The 15,792-nt window shown below is 48.5% G+C and carries 18 protein-coding genes; 11 read left to right on the forward strand and 7 right to left on the reverse strand.

The window, feature by feature from the left end; translation table 11 throughout:
• Window positions 1-41: 41 nt before the first annotated feature.
• The gene (locus NH568_RS03745) at window positions 42-920 is read right to left on the reverse strand and encodes a LysR substrate-binding domain-containing protein (protein ID WP_253044643.1); all 879 of its coding nucleotides are present in this window, start codon (window positions 918-920) and stop codon (window positions 42-44) included.
• A 153-nt stretch (window positions 921-1,073) separates the two neighbouring features.
• On the opposite strand from NH568_RS03745, the gene NH568_RS03750 reads away from it, so the two are divergent.
• Window positions 1,074-1,835 carry an isocitrate lyase/phosphoenolpyruvate mutase family protein gene (locus NH568_RS03750; protein ID WP_253044644.1) on the forward strand — a complete coding sequence of 254 codons (762 nt, stop codon included), beginning with the start codon at window positions 1,074-1,076 and terminating at the stop codon, window positions 1,833-1,835.
• Here the strand turns inward: NH568_RS03750 and NH568_RS03755 are convergent.
• Entirely contained in the window at window positions 1,803-2,795 is a 993-nt protein-coding gene (locus NH568_RS03755) for a LysR family transcriptional regulator (protein WP_253044645.1), read from the reverse strand. The genes NH568_RS03750 and NH568_RS03755 overlap by 33 nt on opposite strands.
• 159 nt (window positions 2,796-2,954) lie before the next feature.
• On the opposite strand from NH568_RS03755, the gene NH568_RS03760 reads away from it, so the two are divergent.
• From NH568_RS03760 to NH568_RS03775, 4 genes are read left to right on the forward strand one after another with little or no spacing between them, the layout of a single operon-like run.
• A complete protein-coding gene (locus tag NH568_RS03760) occupies window positions 2,955-4,163 on the forward strand; it encodes an MFS transporter (protein WP_253044646.1) in 1,209 nt (402 codons plus the stop codon).
• A complete protein-coding gene (locus NH568_RS03765) occupies window positions 4,160-4,717 on the forward strand; it encodes a hypothetical protein (protein WP_253044647.1) in 558 nt (185 codons plus the stop codon). The genes NH568_RS03760 and NH568_RS03765 overlap by 4 nt, the downstream gene beginning before the upstream one ends.
• Window positions 4,718-4,721: 4 nt before the next feature.
• Window positions 4,722-5,123: a hypothetical protein gene (locus NH568_RS03770; protein WP_253044648.1), complete on the forward strand. Its 402-nt coding sequence runs from the start codon at window positions 4,722-4,724 to the stop codon at window positions 5,121-5,123.
• On the forward strand, window positions 5,116-5,769 hold the full coding sequence (locus NH568_RS03775) for an SCO family protein (protein ID WP_253044649.1): 654 nt from the start codon (window positions 5,116-5,118) through the stop codon (window positions 5,767-5,769). Before NH568_RS03770 ends, NH568_RS03775 begins: the two co-directional genes overlap by 8 nt.
• A gap of 151 nt (window positions 5,770-5,920) precedes the next feature.
• On the opposite strand, the gene NH568_RS03780 is transcribed toward NH568_RS03775, so the two are convergent.
• On the reverse strand, window positions 5,921-6,106 hold the full coding sequence (locus tag NH568_RS03780) for a hypothetical protein (protein WP_010384442.1): 186 nt from the start codon (window positions 6,104-6,106) through the stop codon (window positions 5,921-5,923).
• Window positions 6,107-6,340: 234 nt separating this feature from the next.
• Between NH568_RS03780 and NH568_RS03785 the strand changes: the two genes are divergently transcribed.
• From NH568_RS03785 to def, 3 genes are all read left to right on the forward strand, one after another.
• Window positions 6,341-6,886 carry an isochorismatase family protein gene (locus NH568_RS03785; protein WP_253044650.1) on the forward strand — a complete coding sequence of 182 codons (546 nt, stop codon included), beginning with the start codon at window positions 6,341-6,343 and terminating at the stop codon, window positions 6,884-6,886.
• A gap of 16 nt (window positions 6,887-6,902) precedes the next feature.
• A complete protein-coding gene (locus NH568_RS03790) occupies window positions 6,903-7,865 on the forward strand; it encodes a helix-turn-helix domain-containing protein (protein ID WP_253044651.1) in 963 nt (320 codons plus the stop codon).
• Between the two features lie 68 nt (window positions 7,866-7,933).
• Window positions 7,934-8,449, forward strand: a complete 516-nt coding sequence (gene def / locus NH568_RS03795) for a peptide deformylase (protein WP_253044652.1) — start codon at window positions 7,934-7,936, stop codon at window positions 8,447-8,449.
• Window positions 8,450-8,517: 68 nt separating this feature from the next.
• On the opposite strand, the gene NH568_RS03800 is transcribed toward def, so the two are convergent.
• Window positions 8,518-9,141 carry an NAD(P)H-dependent oxidoreductase gene (locus NH568_RS03800; protein ID WP_253044653.1) on the reverse strand — a complete coding sequence of 208 codons (624 nt, stop codon included), beginning with the start codon at window positions 9,139-9,141 and terminating at the stop codon, window positions 8,518-8,520.
• Between the two features lie 142 nt (window positions 9,142-9,283).
• Here NH568_RS03800 and NH568_RS03805 point away from each other — a divergent pair, with 142 nt between their 5' ends.
• A complete protein-coding gene (locus tag NH568_RS03805) occupies window positions 9,284-10,219 on the forward strand; it encodes a LysR family transcriptional regulator (protein ID WP_253044654.1) in 936 nt (311 codons plus the stop codon).
• A 102-nt stretch (window positions 10,220-10,321) separates the two neighbouring features.
• Here NH568_RS03805 and NH568_RS03810 read toward each other — a convergent pair whose 3' ends face one another.
• Window positions 10,322-11,233, reverse strand: coding sequence for a LysR family transcriptional regulator (locus NH568_RS03810; protein ID WP_253044655.1), 912 nt, complete (start codon window positions 11,231-11,233; stop codon window positions 10,322-10,324).
• 101 nt (window positions 11,234-11,334) lie between these two features.
• Between NH568_RS03810 and NH568_RS03815 the strand changes: the two genes are divergently transcribed.
• Window positions 11,335-11,817: a GNAT family N-acetyltransferase gene (locus NH568_RS03815; protein WP_138552983.1), complete on the forward strand. Its 483-nt coding sequence runs from the start codon at window positions 11,335-11,337 to the stop codon at window positions 11,815-11,817.
• Window position 11,818: 1 nt separating this feature from the next.
• On the opposite strand, the gene NH568_RS03820 is transcribed toward NH568_RS03815, so the two are convergent.
• A complete protein-coding gene (locus tag NH568_RS03820) occupies window positions 11,819-13,846 on the reverse strand; it encodes a winged helix-turn-helix domain-containing protein (protein WP_253044656.1) in 2,028 nt (675 codons plus the stop codon).
• 172 nt (window positions 13,847-14,018) lie between these two features.
• Between NH568_RS03820 and NH568_RS03825 the strand changes: the two genes are divergently transcribed.
• The gene (locus NH568_RS03825; protein ID WP_253044657.1) at window positions 14,019-15,230 is read left to right on the forward strand and encodes an alpha/beta hydrolase-fold protein; all 1,212 of its coding nucleotides are present in this window, start codon (window positions 14,019-14,021) and stop codon (window positions 15,228-15,230) included.
• On the opposite strand, the gene NH568_RS03830 is transcribed toward NH568_RS03825, so the two are convergent.
• A complete protein-coding gene (locus NH568_RS03830) occupies window positions 15,227-15,715 on the reverse strand; it encodes a DUF2314 domain-containing protein (protein ID WP_253044658.1) in 489 nt (162 codons plus the stop codon). The two genes, NH568_RS03825 and NH568_RS03830, sit on opposite strands and share 4 nt — an antisense overlap.
• Between the last annotated feature and the right edge of the window lie 77 nt (window positions 15,716-15,792).

The raw sequence follows: 15,792 nt of genomic DNA on the forward strand, positions 1-15,792 counted from the left end.
ATAGAAATATGGGATTTAAAACCTGTCTTGCCCTATGCGCGTCATATCTCCAGCGCTTTTAACCAGGCCATAAATACCTTCAGGCGGGTTATCCGAGCCGAGTTGGGATCATAAACCAGATAACGTTTTACCGAGTTGGGGTGGGGCAGTTTAAATGGGATCACCAGCTCGCCACTATCGAGTTGACGCTGAAACAGATAAGGCACTGCCAGCGTGACACCGTGGCCATTAGCGACGGCACTGAGTGCCATATCTGTAGAGTTCACATAGGTCCAGTGCGGATGTTCAGCATAGCCAGGCACTCTATGTGCCTCAAACCACTGGGGCCAGTCATAAGCACCAGACTGCTCTAAGGCGACCAGCCAGGTCGACAGCAAATCGGCAGGCGCCGCTAGTGGCAATGATTCAGCAAGCTGAGCGGAGCACACAGGCAAAACAGGCGATGTGCCAAAGTATTCACACGCTAACGTCGTCGGCGTGTGCTTTTCTACTTCAGTGCCAAACCGGATCGCCAGATCAATGCGGGCGTGTTGTAAATCTTCAAAGCTGGCGGATGAGTGCAGACGAATGCGGATCTGCGGATACAAACTCGCGAACTCCTGCAATCTGGGCATCAGCCACAGGGTATTAAATGCCTGGGTGGAACTGATGCAAAGCTCGCCCGCCAACTCTTCCTGACGTAAACGATTTATACCCTGACCGATCATCGTTAAGGCAGGTGCAATATGTTCGTGCAACGTTTCACCCGCCTGTGTGAGCTGCATGTGTCGGCCGGTCCTGACAAACAGCCGCTGTGCCAACTGCTGCTCCAGCAGGCGCATTTGCTGGCTGACCGCCGCCTGAGAGATGCACAGTTCAGCAGCTGCCAGACTGTAGCTTTGATGTCTTGCCGCACACTCAAAGGTCACAAGCAAATTCATATTTTTAAACACGATAGGGATGCTTCCGAGCTTCTGGAAAGCCGTATTATAAGCTCTGCTTATAATACATGTCGATTTTTATCGTTGGTCTTTTATTTCTCGCAAACGCACTATGTCGCTAACAAAAACAAACACCTGGAAAAGCGAGACGATATGCAACACTTCACACAACTACATCAACAAACAACCCCTCTTTTACTGGCGAATGTCTGGGATGCTGCCAGTGCCAAAGCGGCACAACAAGCCGGATATCAGGCCATAGGTACCTCCAGTGCCGCCGTCGCCAGTGTGTTGGGCTACGAGGACGGTGAACAGCTCCCTTTCGACGAGCTTCACTTTATGGTCAGCCGTATCGCCAGTGTCACCAGCTTACCACTGAGTGTTGATATTGAAGCGGGCTACAGCCGTGACCCACTACAAATTGCAAAACATATTCAGCAACTTGCACAACTGGGGGTAGTCGGGGTTAACCTTGAAGACAGCCTGGTTGGCTCAACACGTACGTTAATCCATGCCGGTGAGTTTGCTGAATGTTTAGCGTCTGTACGCAGCCATTTAATCACACAGCAGACAGACATTTTTATCAATGTGCGCTGTGACGCCTTTTTGCTGGGTCTGGAAAGCGCGCGCGAGGAAGCATTACATCGGGCTCAACAATACCAGCAGGCTGGGGCTGATGGTTTGTTCTTGCCCTGCATTGTCAAGCCAGCAGATATTCAGGCCATCACACATGCGTGTGCACTGCCGCTAAATGTGATGGCGATGCCTGATTTACCCGACATCGACACCCTAGCCGGGCTAGGTGTTAAACGGATCAGTATGGGCAACTTCGCCTTTGAGGGCATGCATACTCATCTTAACACTGCGCTTGAACAGATCCGCTCACAGGGCAACTGTGCGCCCTTGTTCAGCTGATCCGTCAAAGCGGATACGCGCCGGCCAATGCTCGGCCCAGGTATGGGTTGGCGTTTCTTGTTGCACTGCTAAAGCCGCAACCAAAAAATCCAGAAAAACCCGTACTCTGGCAGGCAGGTATTCACGTTTGGGGTAAATCGCAAATACCCCGCCCTCTGGCAAAGGCGCTCTGAACGCAGGGTAGAGTGACACCAACGCCCCAGTTTCCAGACCTGCTTTAGCCAAAAAATGCGGTAACTGAGCAAGCCCCAGACCATCGGCACATAACTGTGCCATGGCCTCGCCATCATCGGTGATATGGGTACGACGCAAGTCGCAGAGCTGATAATTTCCCTGCTCATCTGGCAGAAAAATCGGTTGTAGCTGCTGTGTTTCTTTGATCTTAAAGCCTATCCAGGCATGATTGTCAAAATCGCCTCGGCTGACAGGCGTGCCATGCTGTTCAAGATAATCCGGTGAAGCACATACTAAAAAATCCATCGGACTCAGACAGCGAGCCACCAGACGACTGTCTTTGATAAACCCTGTACGTAACGCCACATCAATGTCTTGCTCGATAATATCCACATGCATATCGTCGAGAGATAACTCCAGTGTGATCTCGGGATAACGCTGACAAAACGCTTTAAGTAACGGGCGCATGTAAAGGTGACCATAGCACACGGCGGAATTCACCCTTAACCGTCCTCTGGGTGCGTCATTGAGTTGTCTGAGTTCATCTTCACAGCTGGACAGGGCCTGAATGCTCGAACGTACGGTGTGTGCATAATGCCGCCCGGCAGCGGTGATCTTCAATTGCCGGGTGGAGCGCTGAAATAAAGTTACCCCCAGCTCAGCTTCGAGGCGACTTACGGCTTTACTGATGGTAGAAGGATCAGTATTACAGACACGCGCTGCAGCCGCAAAGCTTTGTTCCTCACAGGTTGCCAGAAACAGTGTCAGTGATCTCAGTTTATCCATGATAGTCAGTCCTGTGAATTGGGTAAACATCGTCGGTATTTGCACTATATCAGCAATGATTCATGAATAGTATTCACGACTTAATGGCAAAATCGCTGGTTTTTCCGTCTCCCGGAACCTCTTAGAGTGATGACAAAGTGACTCAGGAGACGACACACTATGTTACAGCACACTGCAAACCATGCAGAAAACTCAGGGATCCGTTATTTTTGTCTGGCATTCGTTGCCATGGCCGGACTAGCCTCTCTCAATTTTTTACCCGCCGTTGTGGATGCGCTGGCAGGGGGGATTGGTTTTTCCGCACAGCAGGCCGGTACTTTGGTGGCCAGCAATGGGTATGGCGCATTACTGGGCAGCACCTGCGCTATCTTTGTGGTTCGACATATTGCCTGGAAACCCGCTTTACTGTTCACCTTCATCGCATTAGGCGCTATGGAGCTTAGTACATCAGCATGGAGCACTTATACAGGTTTGCTGGCTTGGAGATTTATCGCCGGGGTACTGGGTGGCTTTAGTGTCGGTATATCATTTGCCATCCTCGCGCGTTTAACGAACCCCGACAGAGCCTTCGGCACCTTGCTGTTTATTCAGTTCAGTATCGGCTCTATGGTGATCTATGCCGTACCAGCACTTGAACACCTGCTCGGTGGCTACGCCGTGTTTTATATCATGGCAGCACTGATTTTTATTGCTTTGCTCTTTTTACCCGTGCTGCCGGCCTTGCCGACAGTACATAACCCCAAACAGTACCCAAAACGTCTGCGCTTAACTGCCAAAAGCACCCGGTTGCTGCTGACGATGCTGCTCTATCTGGTTGCGGCCAGCGGGATCTGGGCGTTTGCAGGCCAGATGGGCCAAAGTGCAGGCCTGTCTCAAACCCAGGTCAGCCAGAACATTGCACTGACCGGTTTACTGGGACTGGCAGGCGCGGTACTCCCCATTCTGAAATCAGGTCAGACACACCGCACCATGTATTTATATGGCGGTATTTTGCTTTCTTTTATGGCTGCCTTACTGCTTATTTATGCGCATTTTAACCTTGTCTACATGCTGGCGCTGGCACTGTTATTTTTTTCCTGGCCCGCCGTGCATGCCTACCTGCTCGCCCTCATCGCAGAGCAGGATAGCTCAGGACAGCTTTCATCCGTCGCAGCCGTGGTATCCAGCATAGGCGTGGCATCTGGCCCACTCCTCGGTGCGGCACTTTTAAACAATGATATCTATACCGTTATGTTGTGCACCTTTGCATCCCTGTTTACCCTTTCCCTGCTCTTGCTACAGCGCCCGCTAAAAAGCCTCGCGCAGCGACACTCGCAGCAAAGTGCTCCCTCAGATCAGGCTTACCAAACTACCAGGAGTATCCGATGATCAAATATCTACTGAACAAAATGCTCATATCGATGCAAAAAAAGTATGACTACGACGTCGCGTATATGCAGGACATTCTGTGCGCGGATCTGAGCGCCTTTTTTAACTACCTGAAATTTCAGTCCATGGCAGGTTATCGCGGGGGTATGCCTGCGGCACCATTATATGCCGCCAGGTTACGCGCCATCTTATGGGACGACTGTGGTCCCTGCACTCAGCTGCTGGTCAATATGGCACTGGAAGCAGGTGTGCCTGCGACTCAGGTCAGTGCAGTCGTCAACAAAGACCTCACTGCATTACCTGATGAACTCGCTCAGATAGTGGAATTTACCGATCTGGTGTTAGCCCATGATCCCAGTGCCGATGACATTCGCCCGCATATCCGTGCCATGTGGGGAGATCAGGGACTGATTGCCATCGCCTTTAGTATCAGCTCTTGTCGTGTCTATCCGGCCCTTAAATATACCTTAGGGTATGGCAAAGCATGCAGCCGTGTGGTCGTGAATGAGCAAACGCTGACGCCGTCTGACAAAAGCCGTTCCGTAACAGGGTAGTATTATGCGCAATCAAGTCATCACATCCGTCGCCGTCTTACTAGGGCTGTCGGCGCTGGCCAATGGCGTGTTGATGCTGCTTTACCCGCAACAGTGGTACTGGAGTGTGCCCGGCGTGCCTGACAGGGGATTTTACAACCAGCACTTTATACGCGATATCGGTATGCTGTATATGCTGATTGGAGGGACATTCAGCTATGGCGCTTTTTATGTCCGCTACCGTTTTCAGCTTTGGCTGTTTCCCGCTTTATGGTTGAGCAGCCACGCGCTGTTTCATTTTTGGGAGGTACTTGTCGGGATCTGCGGGCCGATTTTTCTGTTAATTGATTTCGCTGGCGTTACCTTACCCGCGTTATTAGCGCTGGGGTTGTGCTGGCAAGTAAAGAAGGCAGAAAAAGATGCATAACAAATACGCATTAATTTTAACCCTGTTTACTGGCTTAGGTCTGGGCCTGGTATTACCTACCACCCCACCGTCCCAGCCAGTCATAGTAAAGAACCTGATGCAGGAAACTGAACGCAGTCTGAAGCCATTTGAACTACAAGGCGCAGGAAGTAAGTTTGATAAGCAATCATTGCAGGGAAAATGGACATTGATCATGTTCGGTTTCACACACTGTCCGGATATTTGTCCGACAACTCTCTCTCGACTAGCAGTTCTTGAAACTCATATGTCGAGGTTATCAAACCACCAGACGCTGACGTACCTGTTTGTCTCGGTCGACTCAGGGCGAGATTCGATAGCTATGCTCGACAAATATGTACGCCACTTTAGCCCATCATTTTTCAGTGTTACCGGTCACCCGGAACAGCTCAAGTCACTGGCTCATAACGTAGGCGCACAATTTCAACTTGATCCTAAACCAGACAATTATCAAGTTGCCCACTCCGCCTTGCTTTACCTTACGGGTCCGCAGGGAAAATTGCGTGCGCGTTTTAATATTGATCACAACTTGATTGAGTTGGCGCATCAATTACACAGCGTTATAAGCCGAGCAGAGAGTGTAAAGGGGGTTTACGTAGAGAGGAGCAGGGTTGATAGCCCACTATAAGCAAAGAAAAAGGCAGCCATTGGCTGCCTTTTTTCGCGATTAATTCGCTTTCTTGATCGCTTTTTTCAGCTTTTTGATTTTCGCTTCATGTTTTGCGATCTTACCAGTACGTTTCTGTACTTCTTTCTTTAGCTTTTTAACATCAACTTTCTTAGCCATCCTGATCTCCTTTGACCGGTTTCTCTTGCTCTGGCTTGTGCTTTTTCACAAACCGCTTAATAAACTTTCTAATCTCGCGGGAAGAGGAGGTATCAAGTTCGTTGCACAAGGCGACAAACTCATCTCTTTGCGCTTTATTTATGCGCACAATTAATTGTGCATCTTTGTTGTTAGCCATGCTCTGCTTCCTGCATCGGAGGTGTATCTGCCACCCCTGTGTATATACAACGTATATACATTGTGAATGCGTGTCAACCCGCTTAAGCACATTTTATATATACATCTCCGCAGAGCAACTAACATAAACGACCATATACGTCCCCTATATGTCTCAAACCGGCCTCTTTCGATGCCATAAAAGTCACTACACTGCACACAGAACACACCATCAACACAAACAGGACAGTACACCATGAATAAAGCACTACTTGTAATAGATACCCAGGACTCGTTCTACCACACTCCTTATTGGTCCGTTCGCGATGTCGCAGACTTCCAGCACAACCTGACTCAGCTGATAGCTGCATTTCAGCGTAATCAACACAAAGTGATTAAAATTCTTCATAGTCGTGACGACGTGCCAGACAGCCCTTTCAATCCAGCCTCTGGCTTTGTTAAGCCCATGGCATTTTTGGATACGCCATTTGATAAAACTTTCCATAAATCAGTACACAACGCTTTTACCGATACAGGGCTTGCTATGTGGTTGAAAAGAAATAACATAGACTGTGTCGTTATCTCGGGCATTCGCACTGAACAGTGCTGCGAGACCACCGCCCGTGTTGCGAGCGATCTGGGCTTCCAGGTCGAATTTGTCACCGATGCGACCCTAACGTTTGATATGCAACATCAGCCGAGTGGCCAATGCTTTAAGGCCGACGAAATCAAGGTCCGTACCGAGCTGGTACTGGCTGAGCGTTTTGCCAAGATTTGTACGCTACAAGATTTTGTGCTCTAACTAAGGAAAAGGGAAAATGTCAGCACCGCAACAGTTTTACTTTGTTCTGCTAAAAAACACCTTACCACTCGATTTGGCAGGGCCATTGCAGGTGCTACTGGAAGCCAGGCGTGCAGGGCAATTAATTGATATACATTATGTCAGTGCCGAGCGCGAACAGATAATAGATGGCGGGCTGATGCTACATCAGCTCGACCCTTTACCCAGCAAACTGGATGCCAACGATGTGATGATCTTACCCGGCTGCAATGACGCTTTTGCCACCTATGACAGCCCGGCAGGTCTAGTTACTCAGCAATGGTTAAAAGAGCAGGCCAGATATGACCCCTATATTTTGACTATCTGCTCAGGCGCAGTACTCGCAGCAAAAGCAGGGCTAATCAATAATAAAGCCTGTACTACACACTTTGCGCTGATTGAACGTTTCCGTCAGACGTTCCGAGCCAGCAAGGTGGCCGACAATCGTATCTTTGTGCAAGACGGTAAGCTATTTAGTAGTGCAGGTATTAGTTCAGGCATAGACATGACACTGCACTTTGTCTCATTGCAGTTTGGTGAGTACATTGCCGCCCGGGTTGCCAGAGAAATGTTAGTGTACTTTCGTCGCAATGGGCAGGATCCTCAGCTCAGCCCCTGGCTGCAACATCGCAACCATATGCATCGAGCTTTACACCAGGTCCAGGACTTAGTCTGCAGCCAGGTTGGGTGCTCACATAGCCTACAAACTCTGGCAAGTTCGGTCCATCTCTCAGTTCGCCAGCTTAGTCGGCTTTTTAAACAAACCCTCGGGATCACGCCGGGTGAGTATGTCAGCAGTATTAAGGTAGCACATGCCAAAGCGTTATTATCCGGAAGCAGTATTCAGATAGAGGCCATTGCTGAGGCCTGCGGTTACAGTAGTGCTCGTCACTTTCGGCGGATCTGGACTCAATACGAATCCCAGTCTCCTTCACAATACCGTCAGGCTCATCAACCGTGAGAATTACACTGGCCTAAGTGCCCTTTACACTTTAAACTCCGGGTTTTCAGATAACTAAAAATAACAACATGGCCGTTTTAGACATCCTAACCGCACCTGATCCAAGATTGCAGGTGAAAGCAAAACCAGTCAGTGATATCACATCAGTACAACCGCTCATCGACGACATGCTCGATACCTTATATGCAACCAGAGATGGGATTGGCCTGGCAGCAACTCAGGTTGGCCGGGATGAAGCGATTGTGATCATTGACTTATCGGAAGAACGTAATGATCCATTAATCCTCATAAATCCGGAGGTGGTCAGTGGCAGTAATAAAGCCATGGGTGAAGAAGGGTGTCTGTCAGTGCCGGACTACTTTGCCAAAGTGGAGCGCTACACAGAGGTTACAGTCAAGGGACTGGACCGCACTGGAAAGCCCATCACAGTGCACAGCGATGAATTTCTGGCCATTGTTATGCAACATGAAATAGATCATTTGTCAGGCAACCTGTTCATTGATTACCTGTCTCCGCTAAAACGTCAAATGGCCATGAAAAAGGTAAAGAAATACGTTAAGGCTCAAAGTAAGCAAAACGCCTAAACTGACAGGCTCTGTCCAGATATTAGCCAGCAATGCTTAATTTAACATAAATGCTGGCTAAGACCGATTCAGGCGGCGCTACTCAGCCATTGATCAACCTGTGCTTTTGCCCGCTCAGTCGCTATTTCACTGCCAATATGCGGCATACTGATCCCATATGCGGTGATCACCTTAATATCGGCGATGCCAATAAAGCCCAGCACCTGCTTAAGATAAGGAACCTGAAAGTCGACAGCTTGCATCTCAGGTGTTGCCATATCCGCACCCGCACTGGCGATTATCACGGCTTGTTTTCCTTGCAACAGCCCCGATGGTCCCTGCTCTGAATAAGAAAATGTCAGACCAAAACGACAGATCTGATCAATATAGTTTTTCATCAGACTAGTGACACTGAAGTTATGCATCGGAGACGCAAAGACAATGATGTCTGCCTGTTTCAGCTCTTCAATATAGAGTAATGACGGTTGTGCCACTGCGGCTTGTTCAGCTGTTAACGCATCCTGATCACCATAAAAGCTATTGAGGATCTGATTGTCATAAACCGGCGCCGGTGTTTTGCTAAGGTCACGCACTGTAAAGGTCAGGCTTTCATTCTTATTTTGCAATTGTGATTGCAGGTAGTCGGCAATTTCACTCGAAATGGAGAATTCATTTGCCGGACTAGACTTTATAATAAGCACTTGTTTTGTCATAAAAATAATCACTTAAAACTAAATACATCATGTATTATCGTGCTTTCGTGTGCTATGAAAAAGAGTGTTAAACACAAATCAGCTTTGTCTTTATGGCAAAAATAAACTAAATTCACTGCTATGAATGGCCGTTCGGATCACTATGGATAAACTCAGAGCACTGCGCTATTTCAAGCGCGTCGTTGAATTGAACAGCTTCAGTGCGGTTGCGGAGGAGTGCTCGGTACCGGCGTCTTCCGTTTCAAGACGCATTAAAGATCTGGAAGCATCGCTGGGAGTAGAGCTGGTAAAGCGGACTACCCGCCATGTCAGTATTACTGAACTTGGCCAGATCTACTACCAACATATCAGCGAGCTCCTCAGTAAACTGACTCACGCTGACAAACTGATCTCACAGAGTTTTGATAATCCAAGCGGCACACTAAAAGTCAGTGCACCGCCGGGTTTGGCGCAGGCGCTGCTGGTTCCACTGTTCAGGCGTTTCCGACAACAGTTTCCCAACATTCTCCTCGATCTGGACTACACCAATGAATACGCACTGTTTGGTCAAGACTCGGTCGACCTGGCGATAAGAGGCGGGCCTGTCGATGACGCACGTCTTATTGCCAGGCCACTTATCCGCAGCGGCTTTACGCTCTGGGCTCAAACCCAGCTGGCTGAGAAACTCAATGCTGAATTTGGCACTTCAAACTGGTCGCTAAAGCAACTTTGTGATTGCCCGGCGATTATGTTTCGCAGCAAAACTGCGCTCGTTCCCTGGTGGGTACGCCAGGGCGACGAGTGGCAGTCGCTCGATACCAAACCTGTGCTGATCAGCAATGACAGTGCGACCTTACTGGATGCACTTGAACAGGGCGAAGGGCTCTTACTGGCCCCGGACTGGTTGATCCCACCACGCCTGGAAGACAAGGTAACCCCGGTCGCGGCGCACCACACTCTGTCACCAGGTAAAACACCGGCAGTGGAAATCAACTTAGTGTACCAGCACGCCAAGTACCAGCTCCCTAATATAAAGCTCAGTGTCGACTTTATCTGCGAGTATATGCACGCACACAAGGCCGATATGGTAAAAACCTGATCCAAACTAACCTATTGATTTTTATAGATTGGTTTCGTCTTCTAGAAAAATAAGGCGGTGTATATCAGCAATATCAACAGATCAATATTTTACTAACTATACCTAGGTGTGCGTCAAATCATGGAAGTCGCAAAACTGCGACACAAACCATTCAATTTTTGGGTCGCTTTTACGAGTGCGATGCCAATATAACTTAAGTTGATAGTTAGGTACCGACAATGGTGGAGGTTCTGGTTGGAGCTGCAACCTGTCACATACCTGCAAAGCATAACGCTGTGGCATAGTCAGCAGCATATCGCTGTCGGGTAACAAAGTCGGTGCCATCAGCACGTGAGGCGTAGTCACCGCGATGGTTCTGGATTTCTTGATTTTGGCCAGCGCTTTATCAACAATTCCCCGCCGCTCATTCCAGGGAGCAACCAGAATATGCGGATACGCCAGGAAAGTGCTCAATTCAAGCGCTTGGCTACATGGATGAGATTGACAGCGGACTGTGACGTAAGCATCTTCAAACCAGTTAAGTTGTGCCAGGCTCTCCGAAAACTCCTGCTGATGTGCGAACCCGCAAACCAGATCCAAAGCGCCTTCTTCCAGTGCCTGCTCAGCAATACGCTCTTCAAGCTGTACAAACCGTATGTTCAGTTTTGCAAATTTGCAGATCAGATGGGTAATAAAGGGCCGCAAACACCAGGCAGTATAATCCGTGGCAGCAATCGTCAATGTATGCACTTCACTGGCGTCAAACGGCCTGGCTTCTTGTAACCCCCGCTCAAGCATCTGCAAAGCGGGTAATACCGTTTTAGCCAACTGGTGCGCGTGCTCTGTTGCAAGCATACGGTTGTTTACCCTCACAAACAGCTCATCTCCCAGGCGTTCCCTTAGCCGGGTCAGTGCATGACTGCAAGCAGACTGGCTGAGATTGAGTTGCTCGGCAGTGTGCGTGACAGAGCCATTTTGATACAAAGCAGCAAATAGCTTAAGCAAGTTCAGATCTAGATTAGGTAGCTGACTCATTAATAATATACATTTAGTACGTGCAATCTATGCACTTTATTCATTTAAAATTTGAGCTTACACTGGGCACCAATCATGTCAACTTTGGAAGTCATTTACCAATGAGTATCACCATTCGCCACGCACAGAAAAGCGACGCCGCAACCATTTTACACTTTATCAATGAACTAGCCGTCTACGAAAAAGAGCCTGATGCTGTGCTCAATACTGTCGCTGATATTGAACAAAAACTGTTTGGTGACGATGTACGTGCCCATGCGCTGATCTGTGAGCAAGATGGCGAAGCGATTGGCTTTGCTGTGTATTTTTTCAATTACTCGACCTGGCTGGGTAAGTATGGCCTTTACCTGGAAGACCTCTATGTATCTCAGGATCAGCGTGGGCAAGGCGCGGGCAAAGCCCTGATGAAGTTTTTGGCCCAGCTGGCTCTGGAAAAAGACTGTGGCCGCTTTGAATGGGTCGTACTCGACTGGAACAAACCTGCCATCGACTTTTATAACAGTATTGGCGCAAAACCACAGGACGAATGGATCATCTATCGCCTGACAGGTGATGAACTCAGAGCGTTTGCCGAGCAGGAGTGATTTACTGAACGGAAAAAGAAACCAGTTCTCGGTTTAGCTGCATCATATAAGTCAACAGCGCCTGTTCGCCATTGACGTCACTGACATAACGGGCGCGAACAGGAAGCTGTGCGATATAGTGCAGCACATCATCATCCAAATTGTATCGCCACAGCTTTCTGTCAGGGGAAACACCATATAGATCGCGTTCGTACAATGAAAAATAGGGTCGTTCCAGCTTATTAGCCAAGCGACTCACTTCTTTATCCCCAATCCATACCCTGTACGCTTTATCAAGTACAACGACCTCTGTATTCGGTGTGCTAACAGCCCAGAGGAGGTCACGATCTGATACTTTCATGAATCGACTATTCTGAAGATGTAATTGATAGAGCCGCTGCGATCCTAATTCAGGTACCAAAACCAGTAAAGTCTGTTTGTCAGACCATTGCAGGACTTCCAGTACAGGATACCGGGTTTTGATATGCCGGGCACCTCCCTCGAGGTCGTATACAATTACGCCATCTTGTGTCGCAGCCGCAAGGGCACTCCCCGAAGGCGACCAACTTATAAAGCGGGATGTTATTGGTGCATCTGGCACTTCCAAAGGATAGCTAGTTTGCCCATTGGACAACCATACCTGACGTTTGCCTGAGCGAGTGGAAGTAAATGCAACTAACTCTCCATCTGGCTGAAAACGTGCCGCCTCATCGCTTAAGTTAGAGCGCAGTTGAGGGTAAAGCGCTGGCTCATCAACAGAGTTTGTCTTGAACGAGAACATCCGAATATCTGTATCGGCATAAGACTCAGTGACCAATAATGACTGACCATCCGGGTGAAAATGTGGAGCAGATACCTTATGACGAGTTGGGGTCGGCAACACACTTAATCCCCCCTTTAAGGTCAGGTGGTAGAGTTTGCCTGCTATCTCAGCAATCAGAAATCGCTCTGACGGGTGAATGCTCACTTCCTCGCCTTGTACAGCTGATACTGCAGGTGAAAACTGAAGACGATGCTGAGCGAGTTTCTCACCCGAACTCGATAACAGCACCATGTCGTGCTGGTTATTACTATCCATGCCAAGCACAACAAATTGATCGCGCTTTGGCAGATAAGCATATTCATATATCAACATCCCCGCAGGGCTGAACAAGGGCACAACTTTCCCGACTTGTGAGCTATAAGTGGCCAATCGCACCTGGTTGTCTGAATATTCCTGCAAAAATGCCACCGCTCCTTGTTTTAAGCCAAGTACTTTCCCGATACGCAGGTGACTTGAATCTAATATTGTGTCCCCACCGTGTGGCAGGGGCTGATTCGCAACCATATTAAAGCGTTTGATAGACCAGCGCTGCTGTGCTTCTGAACCTGACTGACACTGACCGCGAGCGGAAACCACAATGTATGTACCATCCAATGACCACCTTGGACGCCCATACACGCCGGGTTCCGAGCTAAGACGAAATGTTTGCGCACGTGTCACATCTTTAACCCAGATATGACTGTGGCAAGCATCTATGCTTCGCAGAAATACAATAAAACGGCCATCGGCAGAGAAACTGCCATACATTTCTGCGCCGTCACTACTGGTCAGTGGAGTACTCGCTGTAATTTCAATCTTAGCAAGATTCGTTTGGTTTGCTCGCCAACCTTCTATACTCAACCCGGCTAAGATGAGCCCTCCAAAGATCAATACGTGAGCCAGATATCGCCGCTTTGGCACACTAGCAAAATCATCACCAACAGGCAGCTCCAGACTATACCCGCGTCGCGCGTGTGTTCGGATCACACTTTGTGATTTACTGTCTTCCCCGAACGCTTGACGTAACTGGGATATACACCGCTGCAGGGAATTAGGTGACACGACCCTGTTGTGCCAGACAAGCTCGGTCAGAGTTGAAAACGCAATCACTTTGCCCTGATTTTGGATAAGCACATGCAACACCTCCATCGCTTTAGGAGGCACAGAGACAGTGCTATCACCATGAACGATTTCGTTGCGTGATACGTCAACAAAGTATCGACCAAGTCTATAATGCTTGTTTTCCATTCCCTACCAGCCTGATAATAAAAGCATATAAATCATACTGATAAATGACACATAAGCAAATTGGCGTGTACTCCAAGGTCAACATTCAGCGAAAAATCAGCCACGGCCTCTTCACCCTTCCACACTTCGTATTTAAGCTGCTTCGTACACAATAACAAAGGACTATCCATCTATGCGCATATTACTTATCGCTATTTTACTGGGGCTATTCTCCCAATCACACGCTACACCAGCCGTCTCTTTGGCGCCACTGGTTACAGGACAGACACTCACAATAGAATCAGATATATTGGATGAGAAAAGAGAAGTAACTATTTACTTACCAAAAAACTATAACCCAAAAATGCGGTATCAAACGCTCTATATTCTGGATGCGGAGCATTACTTTGAACAAGCTATCGGCGTAACAAACGCCTTACGCAACACTCGTCAAATTCCAAATGTGATTTTGATTGGCGTAAAAACAAAGGTCAGAGTCAGAGATTATCTGCCTCCTCTTCAAGGTCCTGCGCAAGGGCGTATGCAGTCTCATATTACTGAGCATTTTCCGGAATTCGGGAGTGCGCCCAGGTTCGCTCTGTTTTTAGAAAACGAGCTGATCCCCTGGGTTGAACAAAACTACACCGTCCACCCAACTCGGACCATTGTTGGCCACTCGAACGCTGGGGTATTTGGCATGTACTTGCTGTTTAACCAGCCGACTCTGTTTGCCAACTATTTGTTGGCAAGTCCGGCACCGTGGTGGAGTAGGGCGCAAATCAGTCAGCTGGTTGCGCAATTTAAAAACAGCGGTTCCACACGTCACGCCAATCTATTTTTGACGCTGGGAGAGCAGGAGAGTCAAGGCTACTATGCGTATATGATGAATTTAAGCGCTCAGCTTCACAGTCACACACCTGCGGGCCTGCGTTGGCAATTCAAAATAATGCCTGGTGAAGACCATAGCAGTATCGTCTTTCCGTCGATGCTTTCAGGCTTGCCCTTTCTGTATCAAGAGTTAATTTATCCAGATCTAGAGGAAACGGCTAAATATGGCAAAGTTGCCAACGTTCAGGCCTATTTCGACACGCTGTCAAAGCGTGATGCAACACACTACCTTGCGCCGCAACCAACGCTGGCAGACCTGGCCCATATGCAATTTGAATTTGGCCGCAACAAACAAGCCATGGCAACCTTAGATTATTTTACCACCCTCTACCCGGAGTCGGCGTATGCCCATCAAAGCCAGGGGCTGGGGTATATGAAGATGGCGCAATATAGCCAGGCCGTCGTAAGTTTTAACACGGCACTGTCGCTGCTCGATGCGAACCACATAGAGGATCAAACCGTCTCTGACTTTCTGAATGAAATGGTCACAACAGCCACAGAGAAGTTATCGCTTTAAACATACTTGGCTTGCATTTCCTGAAGCTCAGGAGGCAACTCTACGCCTTCACGCTCGGCGATGGCAAACATCGCCCGCTGTGTGAAGCCGCCGTAGATGTTGCCGTCTTTGTCTGTGATCTGCCAATCTTCCACGTCATCAAAGTGACAGGTGTAGTTATGCGCGACCTTCCCCTGGTGTGTTACTGGGGGTGTAACCAAAAACACGCTGAGTTCATCGCCTTTAATGCTTTCAACATGCGCGCCAAGGTGCTCCGAAACGCCACAGTCGCTTTCAAAATCTAATTTGACAAAGGCATCCTTAGGAAACTGACGGTACAGTGTTTTAAATTCTTCCAATGACGCTTTAGCATCTGCCACAGCCTGAAGTAACAAGGGATCGTTCGGATCTGTTTCCAGCGCTGGATAATCCTCTGAGCTAGAGCTATAGCGGTTATGCAGCCAAAAAGCCAGCACAATAAAAACAACAATCAAACCCCAGTACATAAGCCCGGCTCCTTGTAATTGCGACATCTGTTAATTTGAGCTTAGCAAAACAATACGCAGGACAAAAGCCGGTATTG

Source organism: Pseudoalteromonas sp. XMcav2-N, from assembly GCF_024124545.1.
Taxonomy (GTDB): Bacteria; Pseudomonadota; Gammaproteobacteria; order Enterobacterales; family Alteromonadaceae; genus Pseudoalteromonas.

Excerpts from the sequence above, each read along its gene's own strand:
- NH568_RS03755 (WP_253044645.1), bottom strand. The coding sequence starts at position 2,795 with ATGGATAAACTGAGATCACTGACACTGTTTCTGGCAACCTGTGAGGAA.
- NH568_RS03760 (WP_253044646.1), top strand. The coding sequence starts at position 2,955 with ATGTTACAGCACACTGCAAACCATGCAGAAAACTCAGGGATCCGTTAT.
- NH568_RS03830 (WP_253044658.1), bottom strand. The coding sequence starts at position 15,715 with ATGTACTGGGGTTTGATTGTTGTTTTTATTGTGCTGGCTTTTTGGCTG.
- NH568_RS03815 (WP_138552983.1), top strand. The coding sequence starts at position 11,335 with ATGAGTATCACCATTCGCCACGCACAGAAAAGCGACGCCGCAACCATT.
- NH568_RS03785 (WP_253044650.1), top strand. The coding sequence starts at position 6,341 with ATGAATAAAGCACTACTTGTAATAGATACCCAGGACTCGTTCTACCAC.
- NH568_RS03780 (WP_010384442.1), bottom strand. The coding sequence starts at position 6,106 with ATGGCTAACAACAAAGATGCACAATTAATTGTGCGCATAAATAAAGCG.
- NH568_RS03810 (WP_253044655.1), bottom strand. The coding sequence starts at position 11,233 with ATGAGTCAGCTACCTAATCTAGATCTGAACTTGCTTAAGCTATTTGCT.
- NH568_RS03745 (WP_253044643.1), bottom strand. The coding sequence starts at position 920 with ATGAATTTGCTTGTGACCTTTGAGTGTGCGGCAAGACATCAAAGCTAC.
- NH568_RS03790 (WP_253044651.1), top strand. The coding sequence starts at position 6,903 with ATGTCAGCACCGCAACAGTTTTACTTTGTTCTGCTAAAAAACACCTTA.
- NH568_RS03820 (WP_253044656.1), bottom strand. The coding sequence starts at position 13,846 with ATGGAAAACAAGCATTATAGACTTGGTCGATACTTTGTTGACGTATCA.
- NH568_RS03825 (WP_253044657.1), top strand. The coding sequence starts at position 14,019 with ATGCGCATATTACTTATCGCTATTTTACTGGGGCTATTCTCCCAATCA.
- NH568_RS03750 (WP_253044644.1), top strand. The coding sequence starts at position 1,074 with ATGCAACACTTCACACAACTACATCAACAAACAACCCCTCTTTTACTG.
- NH568_RS03775 (WP_253044649.1), top strand. The coding sequence starts at position 5,116 with ATGCATAACAAATACGCATTAATTTTAACCCTGTTTACTGGCTTAGGT.
- def (WP_253044652.1), top strand. The coding sequence starts at position 7,934 with ATGGCCGTTTTAGACATCCTAACCGCACCTGATCCAAGATTGCAGGTG.
- NH568_RS03805 (WP_253044654.1), top strand. The coding sequence starts at position 9,284 with ATGGATAAACTCAGAGCACTGCGCTATTTCAAGCGCGTCGTTGAATTG.
- NH568_RS03800 (WP_253044653.1), bottom strand. The coding sequence starts at position 9,141 with ATGACAAAACAAGTGCTTATTATAAAGTCTAGTCCGGCAAATGAATTC.
- NH568_RS03765 (WP_253044647.1), top strand. The coding sequence starts at position 4,160 with ATGATCAAATATCTACTGAACAAAATGCTCATATCGATGCAAAAAAAG.
- NH568_RS03770 (WP_253044648.1), top strand. The coding sequence starts at position 4,722 with ATGCGCAATCAAGTCATCACATCCGTCGCCGTCTTACTAGGGCTGTCG.